Origin of the sequence: Psychrobacter sp. H7-1 (genome assembly GCF_904846585.1) — a bacterium.
Classification (GTDB): Bacteria; Pseudomonadota; Gammaproteobacteria; order Pseudomonadales; family Moraxellaceae; genus Psychrobacter; species Psychrobacter raelei.
The window spans coordinates 17,794-42,020 of record NZ_CAJHBH010000019.1 but is presented as its reverse complement, the minus strand read 5'-3'; the positions used below and the strand labels follow the sequence as shown (position 1 = coordinate 42,020).

Annotated in this window: 24 protein-coding genes; 21 read left to right on the top strand and 3 right to left on the bottom strand. The window is 43.8% G+C overall.

What is annotated here, in order from left to right; genetic code table 11:
* Positions 1 to 5: 5 nt before the first annotated feature.
* The 3 genes from JMX92_RS07395 (at position 6) to JMX92_RS07385 (ending at position 1,902) form a co-directional block, all read left to right on the top strand.
* Positions 6 to 227, top strand: a complete 222-nt coding sequence (locus tag JMX92_RS07395; protein ID WP_201544858.1) for a hypothetical protein — start codon at positions 6 to 8, stop codon at positions 225 to 227.
* Positions 228 to 346: 119 nt separating this feature from the next.
* Positions 347 to 1,036, top strand: a complete 690-nt coding sequence (locus tag JMX92_RS07390) for a helix-turn-helix transcriptional regulator (RefSeq protein ID WP_201544856.1) — start codon at positions 347 to 349, stop codon at positions 1,034 to 1,036.
* Positions 1,036 to 1,902: a hypothetical protein gene (locus JMX92_RS07385; RefSeq protein ID WP_201544854.1), complete on the top strand. Its 867-nt coding sequence runs from the start codon at positions 1,036 to 1,038 to the stop codon at positions 1,900 to 1,902. Before JMX92_RS07390 ends, JMX92_RS07385 begins: the two co-directional genes overlap by 1 nt.
* Before the next feature lie 145 nt (positions 1,903 to 2,047).
* On the opposite strand, the gene JMX92_RS07380 is transcribed toward JMX92_RS07385, so the two are convergent.
* Positions 2,048 to 2,491 (bottom strand): PaaI family thioesterase, encoded by a 444-nt coding sequence (locus JMX92_RS07380; protein ID WP_201544852.1) that lies wholly within the window; start codon positions 2,489 to 2,491, stop codon positions 2,048 to 2,050.
* Between the two features lie 237 nt (positions 2,492 to 2,728).
* Positions 2,729 to 3,610: a LysR family transcriptional regulator gene (locus JMX92_RS07375; protein ID WP_201544850.1), complete on the bottom strand. Its 882-nt coding sequence runs from the start codon at positions 3,608 to 3,610 to the stop codon at positions 2,729 to 2,731.
* A 135-nt stretch (positions 3,611 to 3,745) separates the two neighbouring features.
* Here JMX92_RS07375 and JMX92_RS07370 point away from each other — a divergent pair, with 135 nt between their 5' ends.
* From JMX92_RS07370 to JMX92_RS07295, 14 genes are all read left to right on the top strand, one after another.
* Positions 3,746 to 4,237, top strand: a complete 492-nt coding sequence (locus JMX92_RS07370) for a CidA/LrgA family protein (protein WP_201544848.1) — start codon at positions 3,746 to 3,748, stop codon at positions 4,235 to 4,237.
* Between the two features lie 9 nt (positions 4,238 to 4,246).
* On the top strand, positions 4,247 to 4,945 hold the full coding sequence (locus JMX92_RS07365) for an LrgB family protein (protein WP_201544846.1): 699 nt from the start codon (positions 4,247 to 4,249) through the stop codon (positions 4,943 to 4,945).
* A gap of 175 nt (positions 4,946 to 5,120) precedes the next feature.
* The gene (locus tag JMX92_RS07360; protein WP_201544844.1) at positions 5,121 to 8,042 is read left to right on the top strand and encodes a phage tail tip lysozyme; all 2,922 of its coding nucleotides are present in this window, start codon (positions 5,121 to 5,123) and stop codon (positions 8,040 to 8,042) included.
* A 320-nt stretch (positions 8,043 to 8,362) separates the two neighbouring features.
* Positions 8,363 to 9,295 (top strand): hypothetical protein, encoded by a 933-nt coding sequence (locus JMX92_RS07355; RefSeq protein WP_201544842.1) that lies wholly within the window; start codon positions 8,363 to 8,365, stop codon positions 9,293 to 9,295.
* A gap of 101 nt (positions 9,296 to 9,396) precedes the next feature.
* Positions 9,397 to 10,320, top strand: coding sequence for a hypothetical protein (locus JMX92_RS07350; protein ID WP_227675312.1), 924 nt, complete (start codon positions 9,397 to 9,399; stop codon positions 10,318 to 10,320).
* Positions 10,313 to 10,837, top strand: coding sequence for a hypothetical protein (locus JMX92_RS07345; protein WP_201544838.1), 525 nt, complete (start codon positions 10,313 to 10,315; stop codon positions 10,835 to 10,837). The genes JMX92_RS07350 and JMX92_RS07345 overlap by 8 nt, the downstream gene beginning before the upstream one ends.
* Positions 10,838 to 10,859: 22 nt before the next feature.
* Positions 10,860 to 13,460, top strand: coding sequence for a Hint domain-containing homing endonuclease (locus JMX92_RS13520; protein ID WP_227675311.1), 2,601 nt, complete (start codon positions 10,860 to 10,862; stop codon positions 13,458 to 13,460).
* Positions 13,461 to 13,632: 172 nt separating this feature from the next.
* A complete protein-coding gene (locus JMX92_RS07325; protein ID WP_227675310.1) occupies positions 13,633 to 14,904 on the top strand; it encodes a phage baseplate protein in 1,272 nt (423 codons plus the stop codon).
* A 2-nt stretch (positions 14,905 to 14,906) separates the two neighbouring features.
* A complete protein-coding gene (locus tag JMX92_RS07320) occupies positions 14,907 to 15,197 on the top strand; it encodes a hypothetical protein (RefSeq protein ID WP_201544836.1) in 291 nt (96 codons plus the stop codon).
* A 90-nt stretch (positions 15,198 to 15,287) separates the two neighbouring features.
* Positions 15,288 to 16,400, top strand: a complete 1,113-nt coding sequence (locus JMX92_RS07315) for a hypothetical protein (protein WP_227675309.1) — start codon at positions 15,288 to 15,290, stop codon at positions 16,398 to 16,400.
* Positions 16,401 to 16,507: 107 nt separating this feature from the next.
* Positions 16,508 to 16,972 carry a hypothetical protein gene (locus JMX92_RS07310; protein ID WP_227675308.1) on the top strand — a complete coding sequence of 155 codons (465 nt, stop codon included), beginning with the start codon at positions 16,508 to 16,510 and terminating at the stop codon, positions 16,970 to 16,972.
* Between the two features lie 195 nt (positions 16,973 to 17,167).
* Entirely contained in the window at positions 17,168 to 18,976 is a 1,809-nt protein-coding gene (locus tag JMX92_RS07305) for a hypothetical protein (RefSeq protein ID WP_201544831.1), read from the top strand.
* 101 nt (positions 18,977 to 19,077) lie between these two features.
* Positions 19,078 to 19,497 (top strand): hypothetical protein, encoded by a 420-nt coding sequence (locus JMX92_RS07300; RefSeq protein WP_201544829.1) that lies wholly within the window; start codon positions 19,078 to 19,080, stop codon positions 19,495 to 19,497.
* A gap of 57 nt (positions 19,498 to 19,554) precedes the next feature.
* Complete coding sequence (locus JMX92_RS07295; RefSeq protein ID WP_201544827.1) at positions 19,555 to 20,820, top strand: hypothetical protein; 1,266 nt, start codon at positions 19,555 to 19,557, stop codon at positions 20,818 to 20,820.
* A gap of 68 nt (positions 20,821 to 20,888) precedes the next feature.
* Here the strand turns inward: JMX92_RS07295 and JMX92_RS07290 are convergent, their stop codons facing one another.
* A complete protein-coding gene (locus JMX92_RS07290) occupies positions 20,889 to 22,007 on the bottom strand; it encodes an RNA-guided endonuclease InsQ/TnpB family protein (protein ID WP_201544825.1) in 1,119 nt (372 codons plus the stop codon).
* A 105-nt stretch (positions 22,008 to 22,112) separates the two neighbouring features.
* On the opposite strand from JMX92_RS07290, the gene JMX92_RS07285 reads away from it, so the two are divergent.
* The 4 genes from JMX92_RS07285 to JMX92_RS07270 are packed head-to-tail and all read left to right on the top strand — an operon-like array spanning position 22,113 to position 24,226.
* Positions 22,113 to 23,090: a hypothetical protein gene (locus tag JMX92_RS07285; RefSeq protein ID WP_201544823.1), complete on the top strand. Its 978-nt coding sequence runs from the start codon at positions 22,113 to 22,115 to the stop codon at positions 23,088 to 23,090.
* Positions 23,077 to 23,670: a hypothetical protein gene (locus JMX92_RS07280; protein WP_201544822.1), complete on the top strand. Its 594-nt coding sequence runs from the start codon at positions 23,077 to 23,079 to the stop codon at positions 23,668 to 23,670. Before JMX92_RS07285 ends, JMX92_RS07280 begins: the two co-directional genes overlap by 14 nt.
* A gap of 9 nt (positions 23,671 to 23,679) precedes the next feature.
* Positions 23,680 to 24,069 (top strand): hypothetical protein, encoded by a 390-nt coding sequence (locus JMX92_RS07275; RefSeq protein WP_201544821.1) that lies wholly within the window; start codon positions 23,680 to 23,682, stop codon positions 24,067 to 24,069.
* A 13-nt stretch (positions 24,070 to 24,082) separates the two neighbouring features.
* Complete coding sequence (locus tag JMX92_RS07270) at positions 24,083 to 24,226, top strand: hypothetical protein (protein ID WP_201544820.1); 144 nt, start codon at positions 24,083 to 24,085, stop codon at positions 24,224 to 24,226.
* Position 24,227: the final 1 nt, after the last annotated feature.

Sequence of the window (24,227 nt, the reverse complement as noted above, 5' to 3'; positions counted from 1 at the left end):
GATATATGGCATTAGAACTAGATGGCTTTGACGTAGTGGTAACTATGTGTGACCGAACACAAGATGGGTATATTTCTGGAGAAGTGTATTACCTGGGGGAGTACATCACGATACCCGTGGTGCCTTGTGATAGAAATACCAATTCAGACGATGCCATGCTTGAGCAGCTATCGTATGTGTTAAACGAGCGTCAGCTTGAAAAAGAAATGGCCAGCCAGCCACTATAGTAGGCAAAAAAAGCGCTCATGCGGTTACATGAGCGCCAAAGGATGATAATTCCAGCCGTTATTCCATTAGGCAACATGATTATATCAATGACAGAAAAAACTGCAATGAGGGTATTCGCGTGGCAAAAAAACGGCTTGGGTTTACGGATAAACAGTTAAGGCAAATTAGAGTAACAATAGGCCGAAATTTGGCGGCGGCCAGAAAGAATGCCGGCATGACTCAAGCTGAGGTCATGCGTATTGTGTGGAATGTGGATAACAATAGAAACCGTATTAGTGAAATTGAGAACGGTAATAAGGATTTGACGCTGACGGATTTGCTGATATTTCAAAATCTTTATAACCAGTCGCTTGATTATATTTGCGGCCTATCGGTTGAGCCAGAGCTGGATATGCTGGCAAGCACGGTCAATCATGTGGTGACTCAATCGCGTGCAATGGTAGAGCATTTAACAGAACAGTTTGCCGAAACAATTACTGAACATATGAAGTCGATTTGCATTAATGATCAAGAAGCGCTACTCGCTGAGGCGAAACAGTTATGCAGACTGCTAAAAGAGCAAGAGGTTCAAAAAGACTCTCAAATTACTCAAAGCGCTAAAAGTCTTATATCAACAATACGCAAGATTGAATCTAAGCAAGCTCGCCAAATTATGGCCGTTGAGACACAAATGATGCAGATTAAGCAGCGACTAGACAAAGAAGATAAGCACATCCTGCTATCTGATCTTGATTGTGACTATCAGTACAGTCTACCCTTGCCGGAGCCTGCATATAACAATGAAGAAATGGTTAAAGGGGTTAGCTGATGGCAGTACCAAAGGAAGTGTGGGCGGCAGCTAAAGCCCTTTGGGAAAGCACCCCCAATATTACTTATCAAGAAGTTGTGGACCACTTACAAGAAGTGTATGGGGATAAGGCGCCGGCTTCTAAATCCGCCGTATATAACCGTGCCAAAAAATATGACTGGCAAAAGCTATCCATGCTTGAACTGAAAGAACGAGCGGAAAATGCGGAAAAAAAACAGAACAAAAGTGAACAGAACGGGGTTGAGAAAAAATTAGAGAACAAAGAAAACAATAAAGTCAAAAATGAGCATGAAACCCAAATTTACAGAACAATAATCGATAGCACAGACAGAACAAAACAGAAAATCGTTCTCTCAACTGAACAGCGTGCCAGCGTCATTATTAAACACAGAAATAGGCTGCATAATCTGGGTGCATTAGAAGATGCTATCACCATGCTATCACTTGACGTCGCAGAAAACGTACTAAATCCAACACCTATTGAGGTGGACCATGTTAGCACTGGTGACGACGATGATTATAAGTTCTATGATGAGGAAGAGGACCCTATTGCTAAAAAGTTAGGAGTAATAAAAAGTCTAAGTTTTGTATTGGGTAATTTAACCCAGGCGCAAAAGGTGATTGCTGAACAAGAAATGCCCATGTGTGGTATTAGTGCCGAGGACTTTAAGCAATCAGAACAAGAACGCCGTTTAGGGGCGCTTGAAGCGCTGGCAGGTATTGATGAAGAAGAGCGTGCGGCTCGTGAAAAGCTGCATAGAGAATTACAAGAGCGGATGCAGTCGCTTACCCAGCTTGAGCATGACCCTGATTTTTTTGGTAATGGTGATGCTGAAGATGTTGAGTTTGATGATTTGGAGGAGTGATATTTTAACTGGCTGTGCTGTTGAGATTGATTGTTAACGTAAACGAGGTTAAATCTTGCCTGGTATGTTAAGTAAAAGTCAGGGCATGGGGAACTAGACCAGGAAAGACGCCTGATCTAGCTCATTAGGATTTGAGCAAAGGACCTTAAGTTGATATCTTTTGCAGATTTTCAGACTTGTTCTTAGTTGGTGGTACCGAGTAGGTTCCCACAACATGGGCAACTAATTCGTCAGATCCATCTGAGTATAAAGAAACCTCACCTACGACTAGACTTCTTCCAACTTTTAGCAGTTTGCACTCGGCAATAATGCGTGATTTTGCAGTTGGTTTACGTAAAAAGTTGATAGTTAGACTCGTGGTTACTGCTAATGGTACTATGCCAATTCTACCTAAGATAGCCACATAAAGAGCCACATCAGCAATTCCCATCATTACAGGTCCCGATACAGTACCTCCAGGTCTCAAATCATCTAAACCAATATCATGGGATAAAATTGACCCACTGCTATTTACTGCCTCAATCTTGTATTTTGCTTGAGGGAACTCAGACTTCATAAACTCAGCTATCTCTTCCTTGGTTGCTGACATAGGGCTTCCTTTAATCTAACTGTTATTGGTACTTCTATTCTATCCTAACTTTCCACCTTACTACGATAAAAAGTTATAAATCCGTTTTAGTGCTTGACGGTTTGATGGGAAGTATAAGCTGTAAATACCCCATTCTTAACACAACATCATCGTAGAATAATTAAGCCACCTGTCTGTACTCAGCAGGTGTCAAATTATGACATGCTAGCGCAATCAATTGACTTGTGACCTAATTTCCTACCGAATAAGTTCATCTAGCCATGCTCGCATACTCGGTGTAAGCAAACGATGACGACGCCAAGCCATGACAAGCTCCCATTTTAACTGAGGCTGGGTGAGGGGCAAACAGACTAACTCTGTTAAATCCAGTTTTTGAGTATAATATTGAGGTAAAAGAGTTATGCCCATATCCTGTTTTACCATGTCAATAAGTAAGTGCCACTGATTAGTTTGGCAAATAATATTAGGTTCAAAGCCTAATGCTTGACAGTTTTCGATAATCATCGGGGTAAATGATGAATTAGAGGTAAATAAGATTAGAGGTGCATTTGATAGCGATTTAAGTGTTACCTTGGTTTTTTGTTTCCCCATACGTTTTTTATTTGCTACGACCATCACTGGATAGCTACATATCGACAAGTAGTCAAAATCATCGTCAATCGGCTTCATCAATGTTGCCACATCCAGCTGCCCCTCTAGAAGGGCCTTCTTAAGTGATTCAGCTCCATCTTCGATAAGTGAAATTTCTATACTAGGATGCATTTGGTAGAAGTTAAAAATAGCTTCACCTAATATTTCACTGCCTAACGGTGAAATCCCCAGACGCAACTTACCGCCTTTTAATTGTTGGTAATCTACTACTGTTTGTTCGAGATTATCTGCCTTTTGTAAGATATCAACTGCTTGAATATAAAGGTGCTCGCCAATTTCCGTTAAATTAACTAGCCGCTTTCTATGAGTTAACGGCTTATCAAATAGAGCTACACCTAAATATTCTTCAAGACTACTGATAGATTTGGTAACGGTGGGTTGGGTTAGATTGAGTTGAATACTCGCTTGAAGAAACCCACCTGTTTTTACAACTGTCACAAAGCAGAGTAATTGCTTCAAAGTTATCATAAATAATAGACCACATTTAGGAGAAAGAACGAAGTTTATTATATAAATTAGGAATAAAAATAAAAATATAATTCATAATTTATGGCTATAGTATTTTTATAATAAGTAGTCTTTAATCAACAAACAACAATTATTATGCGTACTCCTAATATTGGTTTATACCTATCTTTTTTAGCTGAAAAAAAACTTACACTTCAAAGGTTCTATGGTCAATCCTGGCTTTATGTGCTTATACAATGCGCTATTATCGCAGCTGTCTGGTGTTGTGCTGAGATATTGGTTGAATTATTGCATCTACCTTTATCCTCAGGCGTATTGGGAATGTTTTTAATGCTGATATTATTAATGAGCGGTGCTATTAAGGTTAGCTGGGTCAGACTGGGGGCAAAATTTGTTTTGGGGGAATTAGTATTAATGTTTATCCCGCTTATGATGTCAATACTTCAATATAAGGGGCTGTTTGTCAGTAAAGGATGGCAATTAATGCTGACCATTATCTTGAGTACCGCGATGGTGATGTTAAGCTCAGCATTAACTTTTATCATGGTGCGCCGTTTGCAGCGGAGATTGTATCGTTATCATATTCATAAAGCCCATTTAAACCTAAAAAATAATGATAATGTGTGAGGATTTGCGATGAATACTTGGTCAATCCTTTGTCTAATTTGGACATTAGCTGCTTATTATATAGCTAAAGTAATTTATGTACGCCATCGAAAATCTTGGCTAAACCCTGCTATCACGGTTTCATTAGTAACGATTTCATTAATGATTATTTTTAATATCTCTTATGATACATATTGGAAGGATACAGCTTGGATTGTACAGTTACTTATCCCCGCAACGGTTGCTTTTGCTATACCTATTTATGAGTATCGTCATTTAATACGTCAAAATGCTTTGGCTCTGGCCGCTTCTGTAACTGTTGGGATGGTGGTAGGAGTCTTAAGCATATATATATTTGCCGGCTTATTCAATTTTGATGAGACCTTGACCTATAGTTTGATGGCCCGTTCAATATCGACACCATTCGCGTTAGACTTATCTGAAAAAATACACGGATCTTCCTCTTTAGTTTCATTATTTACTTTGATTACAGGGATGGTGGGAATGATTTTAGGGGATATGATTTTGGCTTTTTTCCGTATTCGCTCCCATTTTGCAAATGGAATCGCATTTGGTAATGCATCACACGGTTTTGGTACAGCCCGTGCAAGTCAGCGCAATGAGGATGAAGGCGTTATAGCAAGCTTAACAATGATTTTAGCAGGATTGTTTATGGTGCTCTTAGGGCCTTCATTAATACATGGCGTAATGTTACTTGGGCAAGTTTAAGTCCAAGTCCGGAGTATGAGAGAAAAAAATATCAATAACTCTTATTTGGTTTAGTAGTTCAAAAGCCCCAGTCTTTAAGATTGGGGCTTTTTCAAGCCCTTAGGAACACTCAAAGCCATAACCCGCCAGCAGTGCCATAATTTAAGCCACACGTACAGTATTATAAGGCTTTATCATGGCAACTTATCTTAACTATGATGATCAGGGCTTCATTATTGGCACAAAGCGGCTAGAAAGCGGTATTAAGTCAATCGGTGAAAATACCCAAGAGATCATACAGATACTCAAATCACAAAATCAAATTAACCAAACGGTATTAAACCGTATAGCTAAATCCAATGAGCGTATAGCTAACAAGAAGTCTATGCGTATTCAGGGCGTGGTGCCAACTTACGATCCCAATGATTCAAGATTGACTGGTACAAGCCAGCCAACTACGCAGAGCCAGGCACAATCAAAGCAGCAACCCAGACAGAGATTAAGCAGTACGAGTCAGCCAGAAAAAAGCGAGGTAATGTCAGCCGGCGGGAAGGGCGGCGACACTCTTAGTAATGTCACTGCAAATGCTACCGTAAAATCAGGCTCAGCAGCAAATAGAGCTGATAGCCAGCGCGATAGCGGCTCAAGCGGCGTTAATAGTTCAACAGGTGGTAAAGGTAAGGCCGAGGGGCGGCTAGACGCCACTAACAACGCAGCTGGTGGCATACCTGGTGCAGCTCGCAAGGCGAACAACCCTACCGGTAAGAATGGGCGCGAGAAAAGCAAAAAAGATAGCGATAAAAATAGAGACGAGAAGGGTCGCTTTACAGCCAAGGAGAAATCGCTATTTGATTCGCTGGCCAAGGTGGCTAATAGCGGCCGTAGTAGCTATGGCGGTTATGGCGGCGCTCAAGATATTGACCCGCTAATTGCATCAATGAATGAGATCAAGGATGTAGCAACACCCATGGTCGGTATGGCCATGCAAGCTGGCAAGATTGGCAGAATGACTGGCAAGGCAGCGTTAAGGGCAGGCAGGTTCTCGTTCTCAAAGTACAAGAGTTTGAAGCGCAAAGAGCCGTTGCCGAAGGAGCAGGAAAGACATAACAAGCAGAACGAGGAAACGCTAGGCGAGATTCTGAAAAGGATGCCAAGTGGTGACGGTTCGTTACTGGGTAAATTAGGGCGTGGCTTAGGCATTCTGGGCGGCGGCGGTGGCGGAAAGGGCAAAGGTAAAGGCGTTAAGGCTATATTATCTGGAGCTGGAGCTGCTTTATTAGGTGCTGGCAAGAATGGCAGCAAGCATATTGGCAATGCAGCTAAAGCGCTTGGCAAGGCTAGAGTGCTGACACCACTGGCAACAGCTATTGGCGTGGGGAGTCTGGCGAGTCGTTGGGATGATCTCGATGATGAAGAGAGAACAGCGGGCATTGGTAGTGTAGCTGGCGGCGGTGTTGGTGCTATGGCTGGCGGCGCTGTAGGCTCAGTGCTAATACCAGTGCCAGTAGTGGGTACAGCTATTGGAGCGGCCGTGGGTGGGTGGATAGGTAGCGAGGGCGGCGAGGTTTTAGGTCGTACAGCGTCACCTCATATCAAGTCATGGACTGATAGCGTTAAGGCTTACAACTTACCTCAAAAAATGCAATCTAAGTGGGAGACCGGATTAGCACCGGTCCTTTCTAAACTAAGTGAAGCAGCCGGCGGCATGAAGTCATGGGTGTCAAACATGGCTAGTGGTTTGGGCAGCATGCTGGGTTTTGGTGGTGATGGTGGCATGGGTGACTGGAAGGTTGATTTTGGTTCGGGCCTAACATCAGCCAAAGATGGTGTCACTTATAAAATGGGCGCTAAAAACTTCAGCGGCGGTGTTATTGATTGTTCAGGCTGGGTTGATCAATTAAACAAAGATACCGTAAGACAGATTGAAGAGCAGCTAGGGCCAGAGGCGGCTAAACGTGCTCGTATTGACGCAAGCGGTGGAGCAGCTGGCATTATCCAGTCAGAAGAAAAGAAAGGGCGCCTCATGACCACGGCGAACAGTTGGGCTCAACTAGATATCAACAAGTTGCAGGCTGGCATGGTTATTGGTGAGTCACGAGGGGAGCATGCAAGAAAAGAAGGCAGATACAAAAACATCGGCCATATCGTGCAGATTGTTGAGGAAAACGGCGTTAAATACGTGTCTGAATCTACATCATCCAAAGGCTCAGACGGTAAGACAGGGGTTAGAAAAACAGAGCTTAGCGAGTACGTTAAAAACCTTAACGGCCGACAATTTGGGGTGACAGTTGTTGATCCTTACAAAGAGCTTAGGGGGCAGTTGAAAGGCGGCGGTAACAATGCTGATGTTAGCTCAAGCAGATTAACAACACAGGAGCAAAAAGCCAAGCGTGACGAGGCTATGCAATACTTCATGTCTCAAGGTTGGAGTAAGCAGCAAGCCGCAGGCATTGTAGGCAACATTCAAAAAGAAAGTATGTTTAACTACAAAGCGCTTGGTGATAGCGGCAAGGCGTTTGGTTTAGCTCAATGGCACCCAGACAGACAGGCTGACTTTAAAAAAGCTTTTGGTAAGGACATTAGGCAGGCAAGCTACAAAGAGCAGCTGGCTTTCATTAACTACGAGCTAACTAAAGGCGATGAAAAGGCCGCTGGCAATAAGCTGAAGCAAGCTAAAACAGCAGGCCAGGCCGGCGCTATCGTATCAGAGTATTACGAGCGACCAAAAGCGGTTGAGGCTGAAAAGAGAGAGCGTGCGAAAATCGCAGAGGGGATCTATAACAACACAGCGGTTCAATCGATTCAGCAGAAAACTAAAACAACTAACAGTGCGCTAGGTGTTAATGTTGGTGGCTTGGCCAATAACTTTGTTGCAGGTAACACGCCAGCCTACTTACCAGCCAGACAGGTTAATGGGCTTGATTTGGGTGCGTCAATACTAAAAAATGTACTTAATATCCCTGAAATGCCTTCGTTTAAATTGCCGCTGGCAGGTGGGGGCCTAGACAAGCCTATCGTTGTTCAGTCTAACAATGAGAGCATAGGTCAAAATGTATCAGACAGGGATTTGGCACATGCAATTACCGGTGGTATCGGTATGAGCAGAGCTTGGGGTTAACTTTACGCGCAACGCCTTAAAAGTGTTGAAGTTTTTAGGTTAACCGATATAATAACCCCATCATCAAGGTGATAACTCCCTACTTTGATTCTTGATGTGTTTGCAGTGAAGGCAGTGGGGGTTTTAGCGGTATGCCATTGACCATGAAGCCCCCAGTTTTTACGATGACGTGTTACTTCTGTTGATCCTGTATTTTTGGCCGCCCCGTTCCCTGGCGGCCTTTTTTTTGCCTAAAGGAACACCCCAAAGGCAAAACAGCTTAACCCCTTAAACTAAGGCATATATTAAATATTCTATGCCTTTTTTGAGGGGTTTTTTTCATGGCTAAGAAAACTAAAGTTATTACATACAACCTGGGGGACCGTGGTCGTAAATACAATGGCCAGGATAGATCAGACTTAGATATCAGCTCAATGGTTAAAAAGATTAATTCACCAGAGGTTCAAGAGCTTGTCAGTAGTGGTGATTTATTTGGCTTTAACGGCCATGTGATACGAGCACGTTTTGGCATGTACCCACCCGACCAATGGGTAGACGAAAAGACGGGCCGTATTATTAAAATCCAGCCAGCCTTACGCACAATTCGACTTGAAGCTGACGATGACGGCAACGTCGTAACCCAGCATGAGTTTTTAGATACAGATGACGGCCAATTTGCCGCACGCTTATACGCGAATAAAGCTGGCGGGTTTAGCAGCGCTATTAATCGCAGACGCAAGCCAGACGGTTATTATGAAGTTACTGGCTTTCATGGCTTTGACTATGTGAGAACACCAAACTATGCCACAAATAAAGGCGACGGCATGTTTGACAGTATCTTGAATGGCGCTTATACCGAAGGTGAGGCGTGCTTTGATAGCCTGGTAGAACTACCACAAGATCAGCTTGTTTTAAAAGAGGCCTTAGAGCGCATCATCATTGCTCAATACGACTCAATGCAAACGGCCCTACATTCAGAGTCATTAGTAAGTCATTATCAACGTGAAGCACTGGCGGCCCAGGACGCTTTAATTAGTGCAGAAATGCGCCGTCAAAAAGTATTAGAACGCAAGAAGCAGCGAGAATTAGAGCTTTTTGATAGCCTAATTTGCCCTTCTAAGCCGTTTAACGAGATTAAGGCCCAATGGGATAGCTTTCATATTGGTAGCACGTCAGACGCAGATTTACGCATAAGTGAGCTAGAAAAGGTGGCTGGAAAGTCAGAAGGTAAACAGGAACGTATTAGCATTGTCGATAGATTTCGCGGCCTTTAATTAAGGATTGAGCAATGAGCAAAACTAAACGACTACTATCACCGCTTGAGTGTTTGCAGATAGCTTGGGCCATGAAGTTAAGGGATTTTAGGCAATGGTGCATGCCAACAACTCAAGGCGTTTACGACTGGAAGCGACGCAGGCTAGAAGCGGCTATTGTTGTGGCCAGGACTTCTATGGTTGATGATGTAGAAGGCATGCTAAAAGCAATACAAGAGACTGATAACGCAAAGAACGCAGGTTATAAAAAAGAGTCTGGTTCGTCCGTTTATTTGCCAGTGCTTATGACGGCCATTAGCCCGATTGAAACGCCGCCTGAGTATGATCAGGTTGGCGGCCTACCGTATTGGGTAAACGTGGTTCTACCTCAAGACCCACTAAAGCGAGTCGTACAAATGCGATCGGTGCCCGTAGCTTATCGTTGTCAGATAGCTTTTTTTAGCCCAGATCCCCATAGCGCGTCGGATATTGCCAGGCAGTTTGCAAACTTTTGGAAGCATGAGGAAAAAAGAACATTCCCAGTGTCTTATGATGTTGGGGTTCTTGAGGGTAAGCCAATTAAAGATGATTGGAATTTTAGGGTATTAGAAAATAGTCTTTACCCTGATAGTGCAACAACTGACCTTAAAAACCTATTTATTGCCACTGTTGATTGTACGATTGTTGGTGCTATCCCTGAGTTTGTTGGCTTGGGCGGCGAGTGGGATGATGTAACCGATATGGGTGAGCCATACGAGAGCTTGCCAACACGGCCTAACCCTGAATATGACCCAGAGAAGCCAACCATACCGCTTGACCCTGAAAATCCGGATGGACCAGCCACTAACAGTCCAAGAGTGCCAAACCCGGGTGTCAAACCAATCGAAGGTAGCCGAGATAGCTATGAGAAGCTTAATAGCCTGGTTGTTGAAGCCAATGTTGATGATGAGGATATAGACCATGAAATCAGAGTTGCTATTGACCCTGATACGGGTGTAATAACTGAAACCAAAGTGGCTAAAAATGAGGCTACCGACGATGAATGATCAGGTTAAACCAGTCGTTATTGACGCAAGGGCAGCTGCTTATGCTGGCGAGGCTGTACGAGTGCTTGGCGTAGTATTGCCCACGTCAGGTAGGGTAGTTATTAAGAAACAAGCCAGCTGGAAAGAGCAGCCAGTACCGAGCGATAGTACCGTTGTAGTTACTGACACCCCAATGATCTTTGATTATTGGGATATGAGCTTTAACGAGTCAGAGCAGATGAAGGAGGTTATGGCCGTTTATAACGAGGCTCAGCGATCAGGCCTAGTTGGCATTGAGGACGCATTAAGACGATACGAGCCAAAAGATGTTATTCAGTTGCGAAAAATGGACGAGCGAGGGCAAGTACTGGATTTTGACTCTATGGGTATTACTAATGGCCATATGGCTGTTTTATTGGCTATCTGGGCTGCAAGAAAGGTGCATGGCGGCTATCTTATGGCAACAGCACCGATAACGCTTGATGATAGCTCAAATGACAAGGAAAGCGACTATGGTTTAATGCCGTTTAGTATTTAGTATTTAGTATTAAGGGCTAAAAATGTTAGATGATTTAATGCTACTGCCTGAGTGGCGTGAGGTATGTGACAGGTATCGCTATGATATCACGCGCTTTGCCGTCGAAGCATTAGACATGACTGTACAAGCCGGGCAAGCGGTAACATGGCAACAAGAATTATTGTTCAAGTCTATAGTCGTGCCTGGCAGCCGCACAAGTGTTGCCTCTGGTCATGGTTGCTTTGGGATTGATACACCGATAATGCTATCCACAGGTGAGGTGAAGAAGGTACAAGATATACAGGTTGGCGATAAGCTCATGGGCGATGATGGCAACAGCGTTAGGAATGTACTTGAGTTAAAGCGCGGTCAAGAAAATCTGTATAGGTTTAACTACTCAGACGGGTCTAGCCATGTATTTAACGAGAGTCATATCTTGTGTTTGGTTGCTACTAACTCTAAAGGTAGGCGTAAGACTGGTGACAAGATTACTGTCACGGTTAGAGAGTGGCTTGAATGGGGTGAAGATAAGAAAAGATGCCACGCAGTATATCGCAGCAAAGTAGAAAGTTATGAGAGAGGCCATACCAGCCTGCCTATTGATCCTTACATTCTTGGAACTTGGCTAGGCGATGGTCATAGCAACGGACCAACTATCACATCAATGGATAGTGAGATCATAAAGTCATGGCGTGATTATGCTCCGCTAATTGGCTGCAAGTTTACAAAGCATAAGTTTAACGAGGATAGCAAAGCACAGAATTATGGCATTGCCAAGCTTAGCGCCTCTAATAAGCATATTAATCATTTTTATCACGCACTCAAAAAATTAAACCTAATAAAGAACAAACACATACCAGATTGCTATCTTTATGCAGATATTGATAGCCGGCGTGAGCTATTGGCCGGATTAATAGATACAGACGGCAGTTTAGATGGTTGTGGGTATGACTTTGCGCAAAAAGATGAAAATCTATCTTATCAGGTTTATAGGCTGGCTCGTTCAATTGGGTGCCATGCAACCATTAAAAAAGTTAAGAAAAAATGTGGCAATAATGGGGTTGTTGGTGATTATTTTAGAGTCACTATTGGTCGCAACATAGATGCCATACCAGTTAGAGTTGAAAGAAAGAAAAGACCTAACAGGCCGCATCAAAGACGCAATCTAAATTTTGGCATCAAATCGGTAGAGCCTCTAGGACTAGGTGATTACTACGGCTTTGTGCTAGATGGTAATAGCCAGTTCCTAGGTGGGGATTTTACGGTACTTCATAATACAGGCAAATCGCGCTCAGCCGGCATTATCGCCTTATGGCACCTTTTATTTTACCCTGAATCGGTGATGCTGTTCACCGCACCTCAAATCGGGCAACTTAGAACCGTTGTATGGAAGGAAATCAATATTTGTTTGCAGCGCCTACGCAATAACAAGGCGCTAGGCTGGCTGGCCGACTATGTTGTCGTACTAGCAGAAAAAATCTATATCAAGGGCTTTAAAGACACCTGGTTTGTGTTTGCTAAGACAGCCCCAAAACATCAACCAACTAACATAGCAGGTCAACACGGCGATCACTACATGGTGTGGGCCGATGAAGCTTGTGGTATCGATGATGCGGTTATGGAAGTTGCTATTGGTGCATTAACCCATGAAAACAACCGCGCTGTATTGACTAGCCAGCCAGCTAAAAATACCGGCTTCTTCTACGATACGCACCATAAGTTAAGCCACCATAATGGCGGTAAATGGATTGCCCTTGAGTTCAACGGTGAAATGTCACCGATCGTTAGTAAGGACAAGCTAGTAGAAGCCCTATATCAATATGGCAGTAGAGATAGTGCAGGCTATCTAATCCGTATTAGGGGTAAGTTCCCAGAGTTGAAAGGCGAATATCTGCTAACAAGGACTGACTACTCAAACATGAAGCAGCAGCCTTGTGTGATTGAAGAAGGCGATAAATGGGGCATTATCGTAACGGTTGACGTTGGGGGCGACGTAGGCCGAGATAGTAGCGTTATATCGGTTTTACAAGTTGTAGATAAGATGGTTAAAGGCCGTATTGAGAGGCACGTACATTTACTTGATATACCGCTGTTTAGTAATAGAGCTAATATCAATACGCTTAAAGCCAAAATTAATGATGTAATGAGTGATTACCCAGGCGCGACATTGGTTATTGACCCGCTAGGCGCTGGTATGGGCTTAACGCAGTCGGTAAAAGCTGACGGGGTATATTTTGATGAAGTGCATTGGGGTTCAGCTTGTTTCAATAACACGCTTAAACGCTACTACATGAATAAACGCAGTCATGCTTATGTGACTATGGCTAAAGCGGTAGAGAAAGGACGCTTTAGCATTAGCGAGAAAGTCAAAAAAATGTACCAGGTAATGACCAACCTAGAAGAGCAAATAACACGCCTGCCATACTATTTTGATGAGAAGGCCCGTTGGTGCATGATGAGCAAAAAAGACATGCTCAAAAAAGGCATTAAGTCGCCCGATATCGCAGATACCTTGGCGTTTGGCTTTATGGAAAACATCAACTATGCCCCAGTTGAAAGTTATGAAGATATCAGCACCGGTAGTACAGAGGATAGCGAGTGGGATTTGCTCAATGAGGCGGCTGACTCTTTGCTTGATATTTAAGCTTGCAAATGGAACACATGGCACACCTGCCAGCCCAGGTAGTTAAACTTATGCAATACCAAAACTTTAAGGATTGCGTAAACCATGGCGAATAAACCAAACCCAATTATATTTAAGATAACCGATGAAGGGCGTTTAGCGGTGGTTAGACGCTCAAAAGCAAGGTATAAGCTTGTCTTTAAAGACGTTTGTTGCTGGCACGTCAAAATACGTACCAAACGGCAGAGAGACGCGTATCAAGGCAGAAGCTATGCGATCCGATATCGTAACAAGCGGTATTGAGAAGGAGAGCAAGTCTTTACGATTCAGTGTGACCTTGAATAGCGTCATGTCAAGGGATATCTACGAAGTGGGATTGCTAACCAGCGATAATAAGCTTTTTGCAATTGCAGCCAGTACCGAGCCATTATTTACCGTTTATGCAAACGTTACATTTGTCGGTAGTTTTGGCATGTCTTTAAGTGACCTGGATGTTAGTAATATCACAGTCACTACCGATCCTGATAGCGCTATTGTTATTAAGATGATTGAAGATCACTTAGCAGCACCAGACCCCCACCCTCAATACGTTAAGGCTGATAAGCTGGCCCAGCTTGATAAAAAGGTGGACAAGCTTGGCGAGAATATCAATAGTGCATCTAACAACCTGGCAGAACATCTAAAGGCGCCAAATCCACACCCGCAGTACACGCTTAAAACAGAGCACGATGCACACGTTAAGCAGTACGATGCACTCAAAAAGCTAGTGGACACAAATACTGGCACAATCGCTCAGCATGGCAAGGATATCAACAAAGTATCTACTGATCTTGATAGCCATGTGAAAGCAGCTGATCCGCATGCGCAGTATGCCAAGAAAACAGACTTATCAGCTCATACAAGTGCAGCTGATCCGCACCCTCAATACGCTAAGAAAACAGACTTATCTACCCATGCCGACTCAACCGACCCGCATCCTCAGTATTTGCAAGATAAAGACCTGGCTGGCATGAAGAAACAGATTGAGGAATTGCAGAAGCAGCTAACAGCAGCTCAAGGCAAGGTTACTGAAATGCCAATTGGTTCTGTGTATGTGACGACCAATGATTACAAGAGCAGCGCAGAAGTTAATACAGCTTTGGGTTATGGCACATGGGCTAGGTTCGCAGAAGGTAAGACGCTTGTTGGTATGTCAACCAAGGCGGCCGATCCTGCATGGACTAAGAAGCTAAAAACAGAGTTTGGTGAGTATGACCACAAGCTGACCGTTGAAGAAATGCCAAACCACAAACACAATATACAGGCAGTTGATAACGACTCAAGGGGTAATACGGCTATCGATGGTGCAAGCGGAGGCAGATTAGGTTTTGTCAGTGACCAGTTTTTGGGCGCTGTTGGTGGTGATAAGCCGCACAATAACGTACAGCCTTCTGTTGTTGTTGCCTACTGGTTGAGAACAGCTTAGTTATGATTGAGAACATATTAAATATTTATCACAATGCGATACGCGACCACGTTGATTTGCTTTATCGACGTGGCCGCACCGATAGGTTAATAGCTTGGCAAGTGGGTAATGATGAAATTCACGACCCCACGCTAATTGCTTTTAGGGCGTATAAAAATCGTAGTTATGCAGATGTGGTAATGGTGTGCGCTGGCACTAATCGGATTGGCGAGCCACTACCAAGAGAGATCATCTTTTTGCCAACCGCTAGGGATTTAATTGCAATTAAGCGCAAGTATTTAAAAGAGGCGTAAATGGATAGCCTAGATACGGACTGGTTTAATGATAACAGTCCCCAAAACCAGGACAACCCGGTAAGCAGGCAAGATAGGCTCGTAAATAATATGAGCCTTGAAGAGCTTAGGCGCTGGCGCATTGATACAGCTAGGCAAGCCAGCGAGCAGGGCAAGTTTGCCAGCCGTCATAATCAGTATTTAAAAGATACGATAAGAGACATTAAAGGCGGTGAAAGGTTAACTAGCCAGCAATTAGAAGGCTTGGTAGCAAGCGCTAAAAGCTTAGCTGGCATATCAGCTAGTGAGTTGTTGGAGTTTACGCTAGGCAATACTAGGCGCAACCAAAGCTTGATGCAGGTGCTAGATGCAAGCGTATTAGACGCATACTTAGCAAACGTCAAGAAGGCGGCTAAAAAGTTTGCTGGTGGTATCACGCCTCAAGATGTGATCAATAACTCAAGGCCCGTGGATATACAGCGCGCTAACAAGCAAATATACATGGCTATGGTTTACAAGCGGCAAGGCAATACCTTGTTTTTCTTAACCAATTCAGGGCCAGAAAGCAAGGTTGCCAATCACAAGGTGACAGTGCAGTTGCTAAACTACCCCGAGTTGCTGCTAAGGACTAAGCCGCCTAGTTTGACCGAGGTAAGAAACAGCATATTACACGGCAAGGTAAGATTTGATTGTGATTGTGGCCGTCATCAATACTGGTATCGCTATATAGCTACAGTTGGCAAGTACAACTATGGTATTGATGAAAACAGATATCCATCAACACGCAACCCTAATTTAACTGGGGTGGCTTGCAAACACGCTTTGCGAGTAATGAAGCACTTAACCAGCGGTATGATGCTAAGCCAGGTAAGAGACTATGCCAGGGCTGATATAGCTATGGCTGAAAACCAGGTCAAGCCGCATAGACGCACAAGCCAGCAGGTCAAACGAGAGGCTGGCAAGCAAACCGAGGCTCTTAATAACTGGAATGGTCGCTTACATTGGTCGAAGGTGATTAAGCAAGCCGTCAAACAGGCTGAGCAGAAAGTACGCACTGAGCAAAAACGGCAAGCCAAGGCACGTCCACATGAGCCAACAAAGGCGGAGTTAAGCAGTTATAAGTACGCACAAAGCCAATTAAAGCAAAAAGGCATACCGGACAGATATAAGCAGCTATACCAAGCAGATATTCAAGACTTTGAGAAGAAATGGGGCAAGCGATGACGCTTAAAATTGAAAATAAGCTAGTTACAGACGGCCAGGCACTAAGTACGCGTATCATAACTTTACGCAATCAATCAACGATTCCGACGTTTGTATTTAGGCGTAAAGTGCTAACAGTGAGTGATGATGATTATTATGAGCGTTCAGACTTGTCATGGGCTGGCCTTGGTGCAGTAAGTGACAGCGACAGCGATCAACACTCAATAGACTATGAGCCATTAGGGCACGCTATGGTAGTGCTACTAGACAGCTTAGGCGGCCCTATGCACGATAGCGGCATGTTTATCACCCCAGAGCAGTTTAGCTCAATGGTATTGATTGAGCCTTACGACATTGACTTAGAGGGTGATGACCGTATTCGCATGAAACCAGACTGGACCCCCAAAAAAGGCGATTTGTTTTGCTTCTTACTTAACAACCATAAAGAGTACCATGAATGTGTTGGCGTGGTCGGTAATTCGCTATTGGTGAGCCATGGCCATAGATACCTGCTAAACCAAAGATTTGACCTGGAATATTTAGATGCGTTCAATGAAAGTGAAATTGAGGATATTGAAATACCATACAAGTAAGGTTTTAGACGCAATCAATCTTGCACTGGTGTTTTTTTTGACTTTCTTGATGTAAGCCTGCCAGCAACACCAATTAACCGCCTGAAATGGCGGTTTTTTGCGATTGGAACAACCCTAAAAAGGGGGTGTATAGCAGTCTTAATATAAGCCTATCGGATATGTTCAATTTTTTTCAATGACGATAGGAAGTGCCTTATGAATAAAGAACAAGCCAAACAACATTTATCCGTTGTTTCTAATGAGCTTACCAAAACACGCCAGTTTATGCGTGAGTTTGCTAAGTTCGACACCAAACAATCTGACGTTGCACAATTTGACTCAATGATCGCTGCTAACTCGCATGATCGTGAAATGGGATTACAGGCAATTCCTGAGTCATTGCAAAAACTGTTAGAAGCTCAAAACATTGCAGCTACTACAGCTGGCAAGCAAGCGGTATTTGACGGCTTACGTGATGGTATTGCAGAGTATCAGCGTCGCAATGGCGGCGACATGCCACCAGTAGAAGTTGTACAGTCGGCTTTATCAGCTGCTACCGCATTTACCGAAAATGCACATCGCGGCGATGATAACGACCCATCATTTGACAGCCTATCATTTAGTCATCACGAGGCTTTATCAGTAGTACCAGCAGCCGTTCAGGTTGTTATTACCATGGGTATTGCAAACAGCTTGCCGTTAATCTCAATGCTACCAAACCCAACTGGCTCAAACGAAGTGCCAATCGTTGCTGGTGAAGGCACAGCTGGCATGGATATGGGCGTTATGCGTCGTGGTGAGCTTATCGACGGTGATAAAGCCGGCCTACCATACTTCGATAATCGTCACCTATTGGTTATGGAAGATGCAGGCGAGGGTAAATTCACCCTTGAATCACACGTAGCCTACACTAAAGAGATCCGCGACAACAAAACAACTAAGTTTGTTGTAGATAAAGACTCTATCAAAGCCCCATTTGTAGGCGGGCGTGTAAGCATTAAAGTTCGCGGCGTTGAAGTTGCTAACGACAATCATCGCAGTCACCCAACTTTTGGCGGCAAGAGCACGTTACAGCCACTTGATCCTATTACTTTAGGTGCAGATACCTTTATCGTTAAGTCGGCAGTTGCAGATCTTGATAGCCACACAGTTGAAGTTGCTTTTGATACTACCGACGGCGCTGCTCCAGGTGCAGACGAAGTAGAAGTTGAATTAATCTTTGACTATGAGCGTAAAGACGAGAAAGGCGACTATATCTTACGCGCACCAAGTCATGACATGGCGTTTAACTACTATGGCGTTTACGCTTACCCAAGCCGCGCTCGCTCTACCGCTACCATCGACGCGATCACCCAGCTACAAAATGAGCTAGGTATTAACTGGTATGCAGCAGCTCAAATGATCTTTATCAACAAGTACAACTTTGAGCAAAACGGCCGCTTATTACGTGGTGCAGTTAACCAGTGTCTAGCCAACCAAGAGCAGCACGTTAAAGTGTTTGACGCTGATATTGCTGGCGTGACTCACACCACATTGACTGATCTTTACTCAAACGTCCGTGTCGTTTTAGGCAAGGCTCGTACCGCGCTATCAACAATCACCAATACAGCTATTGGTCAGTATGACTTATACGTATCTGATCGTGGTGCAGCGTTCTTTGAAGCTATGAGTCGTGACGAATACACCCCAACCGGCGAACAGTACGGCGATCAATACTCAATCTACCGTATTGGCCAGTTAAACACCGGTGCAAACGTTTATTACGTGCCAGCCTCTATGGGCGTGTTTAACGAAGATGAATTAACACAAGGCGGCTATGCGTTAATGGTGCCACGTGCAACCACACCAGCCAAAGCACCATTCGTAGGTACTGTGGCAGTTCCAACTATGGTTCTAGCATCATCAGCCAATGCGTTTGAAAAAGACGTAGCGGTTTATAACCGTATGGCAGCAGAAGCTAACCCAATCCCACGTTATCGCAATCAGTGCATGTTAATTGAATTACGCAATTTACCATCACTTTAACTCGATGACTTAGCCATGTAACCGCCACGTTGTATGGCTAAAAATGGCCTTGTTGTCTGTGGCAGCAAGGCCTTTATTTTGACAAAAACATGAGGCTGATTATGACAGAACCAAAACAAGTACCAGGCAATTTAGCAGATCTTGTTATCAACCCTGAATATGCAGAAGTTGATGAAACCTATACGGTTAAAGAACTGCAAGCAGAGCTCAAAGGCCTGGGCGTTGCTTATCACTCAAGCGATAGTAAAGACGCTTTAGTATGGCGATTTCTTGACGCTCAACAGGGCGACCTTGAGCCAGTAGAAGCAGAAGTTGAAGCAGAAGTTGAGGCAAAAGAGTTTGAACAAATCACTGTTTACAACAGTGGTGCATACAATCTATATGACCCGCATAGCCGCACCTTGTTTTACGCTCGTAAAGAAGCGGTTATCGAACTCAAGCCAAGCATTACCAAAGAGCGTGTGTTGCGCAATATCGAACAGATCAACGCAACGCGCGGCAAAGTTTTAGTAATTCTTTAAACCCTATAGGCTGTGGTGCTTTGCATCGCAGCCGTCTTTTGGCTAAGGGCGGCTTAAATGTTAAATAGCAATACTTTAGGACGTGCAGTAGGTATAAGCCAGGACGAGGTTTCTGGAAATGCAAGCCCAAACGTGCCGTCAATCAACCAAAATGGCGTTATTGTTGGCCGCTTCAAGCGTGGCCGTTCAGACAAGCCATTCAAGGTCAATCCCCAAAACTACAAGGCCTTACTGGGTGAGGATCGGGCCAACCCAAGTTATTTAATTGTTCAAGATGCCTTCATTGCTGGAGCCACTGAGTTGTGGATCTTGCGTATAGGCGATCCAATTCTAAAGCTTAGCAATGGAACCGAAGTTACAGATGGAAAGACGTTTGAGCAAATAGCATTTGAAAGTAATTTATACCCAGTGCCAATGGTTAGGGATGATATTTACGTGCCATTGCTTGAGCCGCTTGACGCTCAATTAAGGTCGCTAATCAAAAAGGCTGGCGATATCGTTGATTCATACTTACCTGGCGTTACTCACTTTGATATTAAGAAAATGACATTTGGCAAGGCGTTTGATATTGCAGAGGGTTACAAGCCAACACTTGAGTTGCTGCAATCCCATCTAGGAACAGTGCTTAAACAGCCAGCACCAATTACAGATAGCCACAAGGCTGGCATTGAGGTGCTGCCAGCATCATTGCGTTATGGCTTTAAATCATTTGATTATGAGTATGGTTATAGCGTATCAGCCAGCCAGCTAAACATTGAGCGCATATCGAAAACCAAAGAAAAAGACATTCACTCAAAATACACACCTAAAGCTGAAATTCTAGACGTTCAGCTATCACAGGCATTGCAGACTCAGAGCGCAAATGCAGGAACAGGCTTTTATACACAAAGTTATACCTTGCTAGACTTAATTATGTCGAATGGGCTGGTTGAGACGACTGCTAATGACGAGAGTTACCAGCCGCAAGTTGAGCAGTTATCACTGGTATTACACCAAGCTTTAAGTGTTGTCGATATCAAGGTTGATAGCGGTTACTTGCCAGCAGTTAAACCGTTGAGCGTCCACATAACAGACAAGGGTTACTACACGACGATAAGCGATGGTTATTCAGCCGACTTAGAGCTTATGGATATCGAGCATATTAATTACCTTGCTGGCAATTATGATGCAAATAGCGGCTATTTAGTTGGAGTTGAAGCCTTGGATGCAACCAAGATTGATTTTGAACAAGTGGATATAGAGGTTTCCCAGGACGGCTACACCCCAATTATTAAACCACTAAATATCTTTACAACACAGAGGTTGACTTCCTCCCCTCCCTAAAGTGAGGGGATTCCCGATATTGCTACCGAGAACTTCCTAATTCAGCGAGAACAGCTCATGCAGACTAACTACACAAGACTGACATTCTCTCCAAAGGCTAACCCCGCAAGCCCTGCGGTTAAAATGTTTCTGGCAGCATTGATATCACGGTCATGGGTGGTTTTGCACTCAGGGCAATCCCAGTGGCGTGTATCAAGCGCCAAGAAATTCAAGGTATATCCACAGTTGGAACAGCGTTTAGAGCTTGGGAAAAATTGGTCTATCTTAGAGATAGTCCGACCAGCCCAGTCCGCTTTGTATTCCAACTGGTTAACAAAGTTACCCCAACCGGTGTCAGCGATATGCTTGGCCAGCTTAGGATTTTTAATCATGTTTTTTATTCGAAGCGATTCAACACAAATAACTTGGTTTTCGTTTATTAATTTGCGGGACAACTTGTGCAAGTTATCCAATCGACAATCGGAGATTTTGGCGTGAATACGAGCAACTCTCATCTTAGCCTTAGCGCGATTAGCCGAGCCGAGTTTTTTTCGACTCAAGGCGCGCTGGGCTTTGGTGAGTTTAGTGGCGTATTTAGCAGTCAGGCGAGGATTATCGATTTTAATACCGCTATCGGTAACAAACAGGTGTTTAATGCCAACGTCAATACCGATATTGCTATCAGACTTTGGCAAGACCTGATTTTTAAACTCGCACAGGCACGATACAAAGTAACGTCCTGCACAATCTTTGGAAATGGTAATGGTGCTTGGTGCGCTTGGCAGTTGCCTAGACCAACGTATATCAAGCGGCTCTTTGCTTTTGGCGATGTAGATTTTACCGTCCCTGTATTTAAAGGTGTTTTTGGTAAATTCAGCCGATTGTTTATGGGTTTTCTTTTTGAATGTTGGATATTTGGCACGGCCCTCAAAGAAGTTCTTAAAAGCCGTTTGTTGGTGTCTAAGAGCTTGTTGTGTGGGAACACAAGAAACATCATTCAAAAAAGCAAATTCAGGTTGTTTTTTCAATTCAGTAAGTTTAGCACTTGCTTGAATATAGCCTATTTTTGCCTTGCTTTGGTAATACTCATCAGTACGCCAGCGCAATATCGTGTTATAGACAAACCGCACGCAGCCGAACGTTTGAGCAAGCAGTTTAGCTTGTTCATCAGTTGGGTAAAAGCGGAATTTATAAGCACGATGCTTCATATTTCACATTTTATTATTAAAAATGTGAAAAATCAACATTTTAGCTATTATGGCGTTTCCTCCATGCCCTTAAGCGCATGGTTTCCACGCCATTAGGAGAAAAAGATGAAAACAGGTTTTGCAGGCGAGCTGCGTTGCATTGTTAAAAAGAAGGACGGTACAACTGTTCAAGATACCGGCTACCAAAAGAACATGTTTCTTAACACAGGCTTGGACTTTTTTGGCGGTGGCCACGGTGATGATATTTTTGCTCACTGTGTGATTGGCGCCGGCGAGGATGCACCAGAAGCCACACAAGACAAGTTGGTCAGCTTTGTGGCTAAAAACAACTCTATTGAAGCTGATGATAGAGGTTCAGAGCCGTATTTAAGTGGTGATCAAGAGTTCAAGGTATGGCGTTCTAGCACATATCGCTTTGAGGATATTAGCGGCGAGTCTATTTCAGAGGTTGGTTTGGCTAGTGAGTTTGTCAGTGAAGATGAATACCATCTTTGCACCAGGGCATTAATCAAAAGCGCAGAAGGTGAACCAATCACAATCACGCTTAAAGAAGATGAAGTGCTGGAGATCACCTACCGCATCTGGCAGGTTTTTGACCTATCGGATAAAGATTTTTCCATCAAGATTACCGATGATATTGGGGGCGAAAAGCTATATAACGCTAGATGCCGTTTGTCTGGTATTGGTGATGAAGGTGCTTACTATGAATACAAGGCAGGCATGGCGTTTGCAGAAGATACCGAATATTCATCAGAAACCTATAACGGTTTCTATTCGTATGCTGGCGATATTGGCGAGGTTACAGGTGTGCCAAGCATCAATATGGGTGAGGCCGCCAGTGTAACGCTTAGTGACTACGAGGAAGGCTCATACACACGCGACATGAGTATTTTCTTCGGTCTTGATGATGCACGTTTTCCGGTTAGAAGTGTGTTGGTACCAACAACTATGGGTAACTATCAGATTCAGTACGGATCACAGCAGAGTGACGACCCAATACCTAAGTCGAAAAACGATACCTTGACGGTGCCAATTCGCTTTACTTGGTCACGTTACGAAGGCGATTTAAATGTTACCGAATAACAAAATTAAGCGTGCAAGAAAATGGCTTGGTGATCTGCATGAGCCAAGGGATAGAAAGCACCCCAATACACGCTCGTTTTGTTTAGGTGGTGTTGATATAGGCGACACCACTCAAGGTATAACCAATTATGTCTGGCAGGCTTGGACGGATGGGGCGGCCATTTATTTGCAGCGTACTGATTCTACTAGGCCTGATAGGGTGCTAACCGATAAGAGCATAACATCGGTTTCGGTTGCCTTTACTCGCGATATGAACCTAGTAATTGCCTATCAATCTGGTATTGATTCAAAGTTATGGGTTGGTCGCAATGGTTCGCTTGTTGGGAGTATTGTTGCCTCAATTCGAGGCGGCAAAGACCCCATGGTGGCACTTGATGACAATAGATATGCAACTGATATCACGTCTGACGTGATCTTTGCGTACATCAAGGACTCAATGCTTTGTTGTCGATACCAGCGTGAAGAGTATAGAACCGAGCATAAGTTGCAGATGTTGGATAGCGATACAAACCTGTATCGCATGGGTATGGGTAGGGATAATCGCTTTTTATTCCTACTTCAAAAAGAAGTTAAAAACTAAGGCGGATTTATGATCACAACTAAGATTTTAAAAGCCGCTGTTGGCGTGCAGCGTGGTGATGTTATTGATAACACAGAGTCTACGAAACTTCAAAACGTCACGAACGGTATCATCATTGGTAAGTTCAAACGTGGCGTTATCGGGATCCCGTTTAAGGTCAATGAAGGCAACTTTTCTGCCATTCTAGGCCGTGATGTGGCAAACCCCAGTTTCCTGGCTATTGAGGACGCTTTAAACAGTGGATTGAGTGAAGTTTGGGTTATGCGAGTGGGCAGCAGCTACAAGCGAGCCGACTTGAGTGGCTTAACTGATTGCTTTAACAAAACTATTAAAGAAGGCGATATGCAAGTCGGTGACGGCCAATATATCCCTGATTATCAACAAGGCCAAAATCAGTAATAGGAGTTTATTTATGGCGTATGTTCTGGTGGAAGAGGGCAAAATTGAGGAACTTGAAGAGGCCTGCCAGCGGTCTGTGAAAGTTGACGATATTAAATTAAGTAGCGGCTATATTTCAGTATATGAGCAATCAGGCGAAGAAAAAGAGGAAGAGTGAT

Excerpts from the sequence above, each read along its gene's own strand:
- JMX92_RS07395 (WP_201544858.1), top strand. The coding sequence starts at position 6 with ATGGCATTAGAACTAGATGGCTTTGACGTAGTGGTAACTATGTGTGAC.
- JMX92_RS07385 (WP_201544854.1), top strand. The coding sequence starts at position 1,036 with ATGGCAGTACCAAAGGAAGTGTGGGCGGCAGCTAAAGCCCTTTGGGAA.
- JMX92_RS07380 (WP_201544852.1), bottom strand. The coding sequence starts at position 2,491 with ATGTCAGCAACCAAGGAAGAGATAGCTGAGTTTATGAAGTCTGAGTTC.
- JMX92_RS07375 (WP_201544850.1), bottom strand. The coding sequence starts at position 3,610 with ATGATAACTTTGAAGCAATTACTCTGCTTTGTGACAGTTGTAAAAACA.
- JMX92_RS07370 (WP_201544848.1), top strand. The coding sequence starts at position 3,746 with ATGCGTACTCCTAATATTGGTTTATACCTATCTTTTTTAGCTGAAAAA.
- JMX92_RS07365 (WP_201544846.1), top strand. The coding sequence starts at position 4,247 with ATGAATACTTGGTCAATCCTTTGTCTAATTTGGACATTAGCTGCTTAT.
- JMX92_RS07360 (WP_201544844.1), top strand. The coding sequence starts at position 5,121 with ATGGCAACTTATCTTAACTATGATGATCAGGGCTTCATTATTGGCACA.
- JMX92_RS07355 (WP_201544842.1), top strand. The coding sequence starts at position 8,363 with ATGGCTAAGAAAACTAAAGTTATTACATACAACCTGGGGGACCGTGGT.
- JMX92_RS07350 (WP_227675312.1), top strand. The coding sequence starts at position 9,397 with ATGCCAACAACTCAAGGCGTTTACGACTGGAAGCGACGCAGGCTAGAA.
- JMX92_RS07345 (WP_201544838.1), top strand. The coding sequence starts at position 10,313 with ATGAATGATCAGGTTAAACCAGTCGTTATTGACGCAAGGGCAGCTGCT.
- JMX92_RS13520 (WP_227675311.1), top strand. The coding sequence starts at position 10,860 with ATGTTAGATGATTTAATGCTACTGCCTGAGTGGCGTGAGGTATGTGAC.
- JMX92_RS07320 (WP_201544836.1), top strand. The coding sequence starts at position 14,907 with ATGATTGAGAACATATTAAATATTTATCACAATGCGATACGCGACCAC.
- JMX92_RS07315 (WP_227675309.1), top strand. The coding sequence starts at position 15,288 with ATGAGCCTTGAAGAGCTTAGGCGCTGGCGCATTGATACAGCTAGGCAA.
- JMX92_RS07305 (WP_201544831.1), top strand. The coding sequence starts at position 17,168 with ATGAATAAAGAACAAGCCAAACAACATTTATCCGTTGTTTCTAATGAG.
- JMX92_RS07300 (WP_201544829.1), top strand. The coding sequence starts at position 19,078 with ATGACAGAACCAAAACAAGTACCAGGCAATTTAGCAGATCTTGTTATC.
- JMX92_RS07295 (WP_201544827.1), top strand. The coding sequence starts at position 19,555 with ATGTTAAATAGCAATACTTTAGGACGTGCAGTAGGTATAAGCCAGGAC.
- JMX92_RS07290 (WP_201544825.1), bottom strand. The coding sequence starts at position 22,007 with ATGAAGCATCGTGCTTATAAATTCCGCTTTTACCCAACTGATGAACAA.
- JMX92_RS07285 (WP_201544823.1), top strand. The coding sequence starts at position 22,113 with ATGAAAACAGGTTTTGCAGGCGAGCTGCGTTGCATTGTTAAAAAGAAG.
- JMX92_RS07280 (WP_201544822.1), top strand. The coding sequence starts at position 23,077 with ATGTTACCGAATAACAAAATTAAGCGTGCAAGAAAATGGCTTGGTGAT.
- JMX92_RS07275 (WP_201544821.1), top strand. The coding sequence starts at position 23,680 with ATGATCACAACTAAGATTTTAAAAGCCGCTGTTGGCGTGCAGCGTGGT.
- JMX92_RS07270 (WP_201544820.1), top strand. The coding sequence starts at position 24,083 with ATGGCGTATGTTCTGGTGGAAGAGGGCAAAATTGAGGAACTTGAAGAG.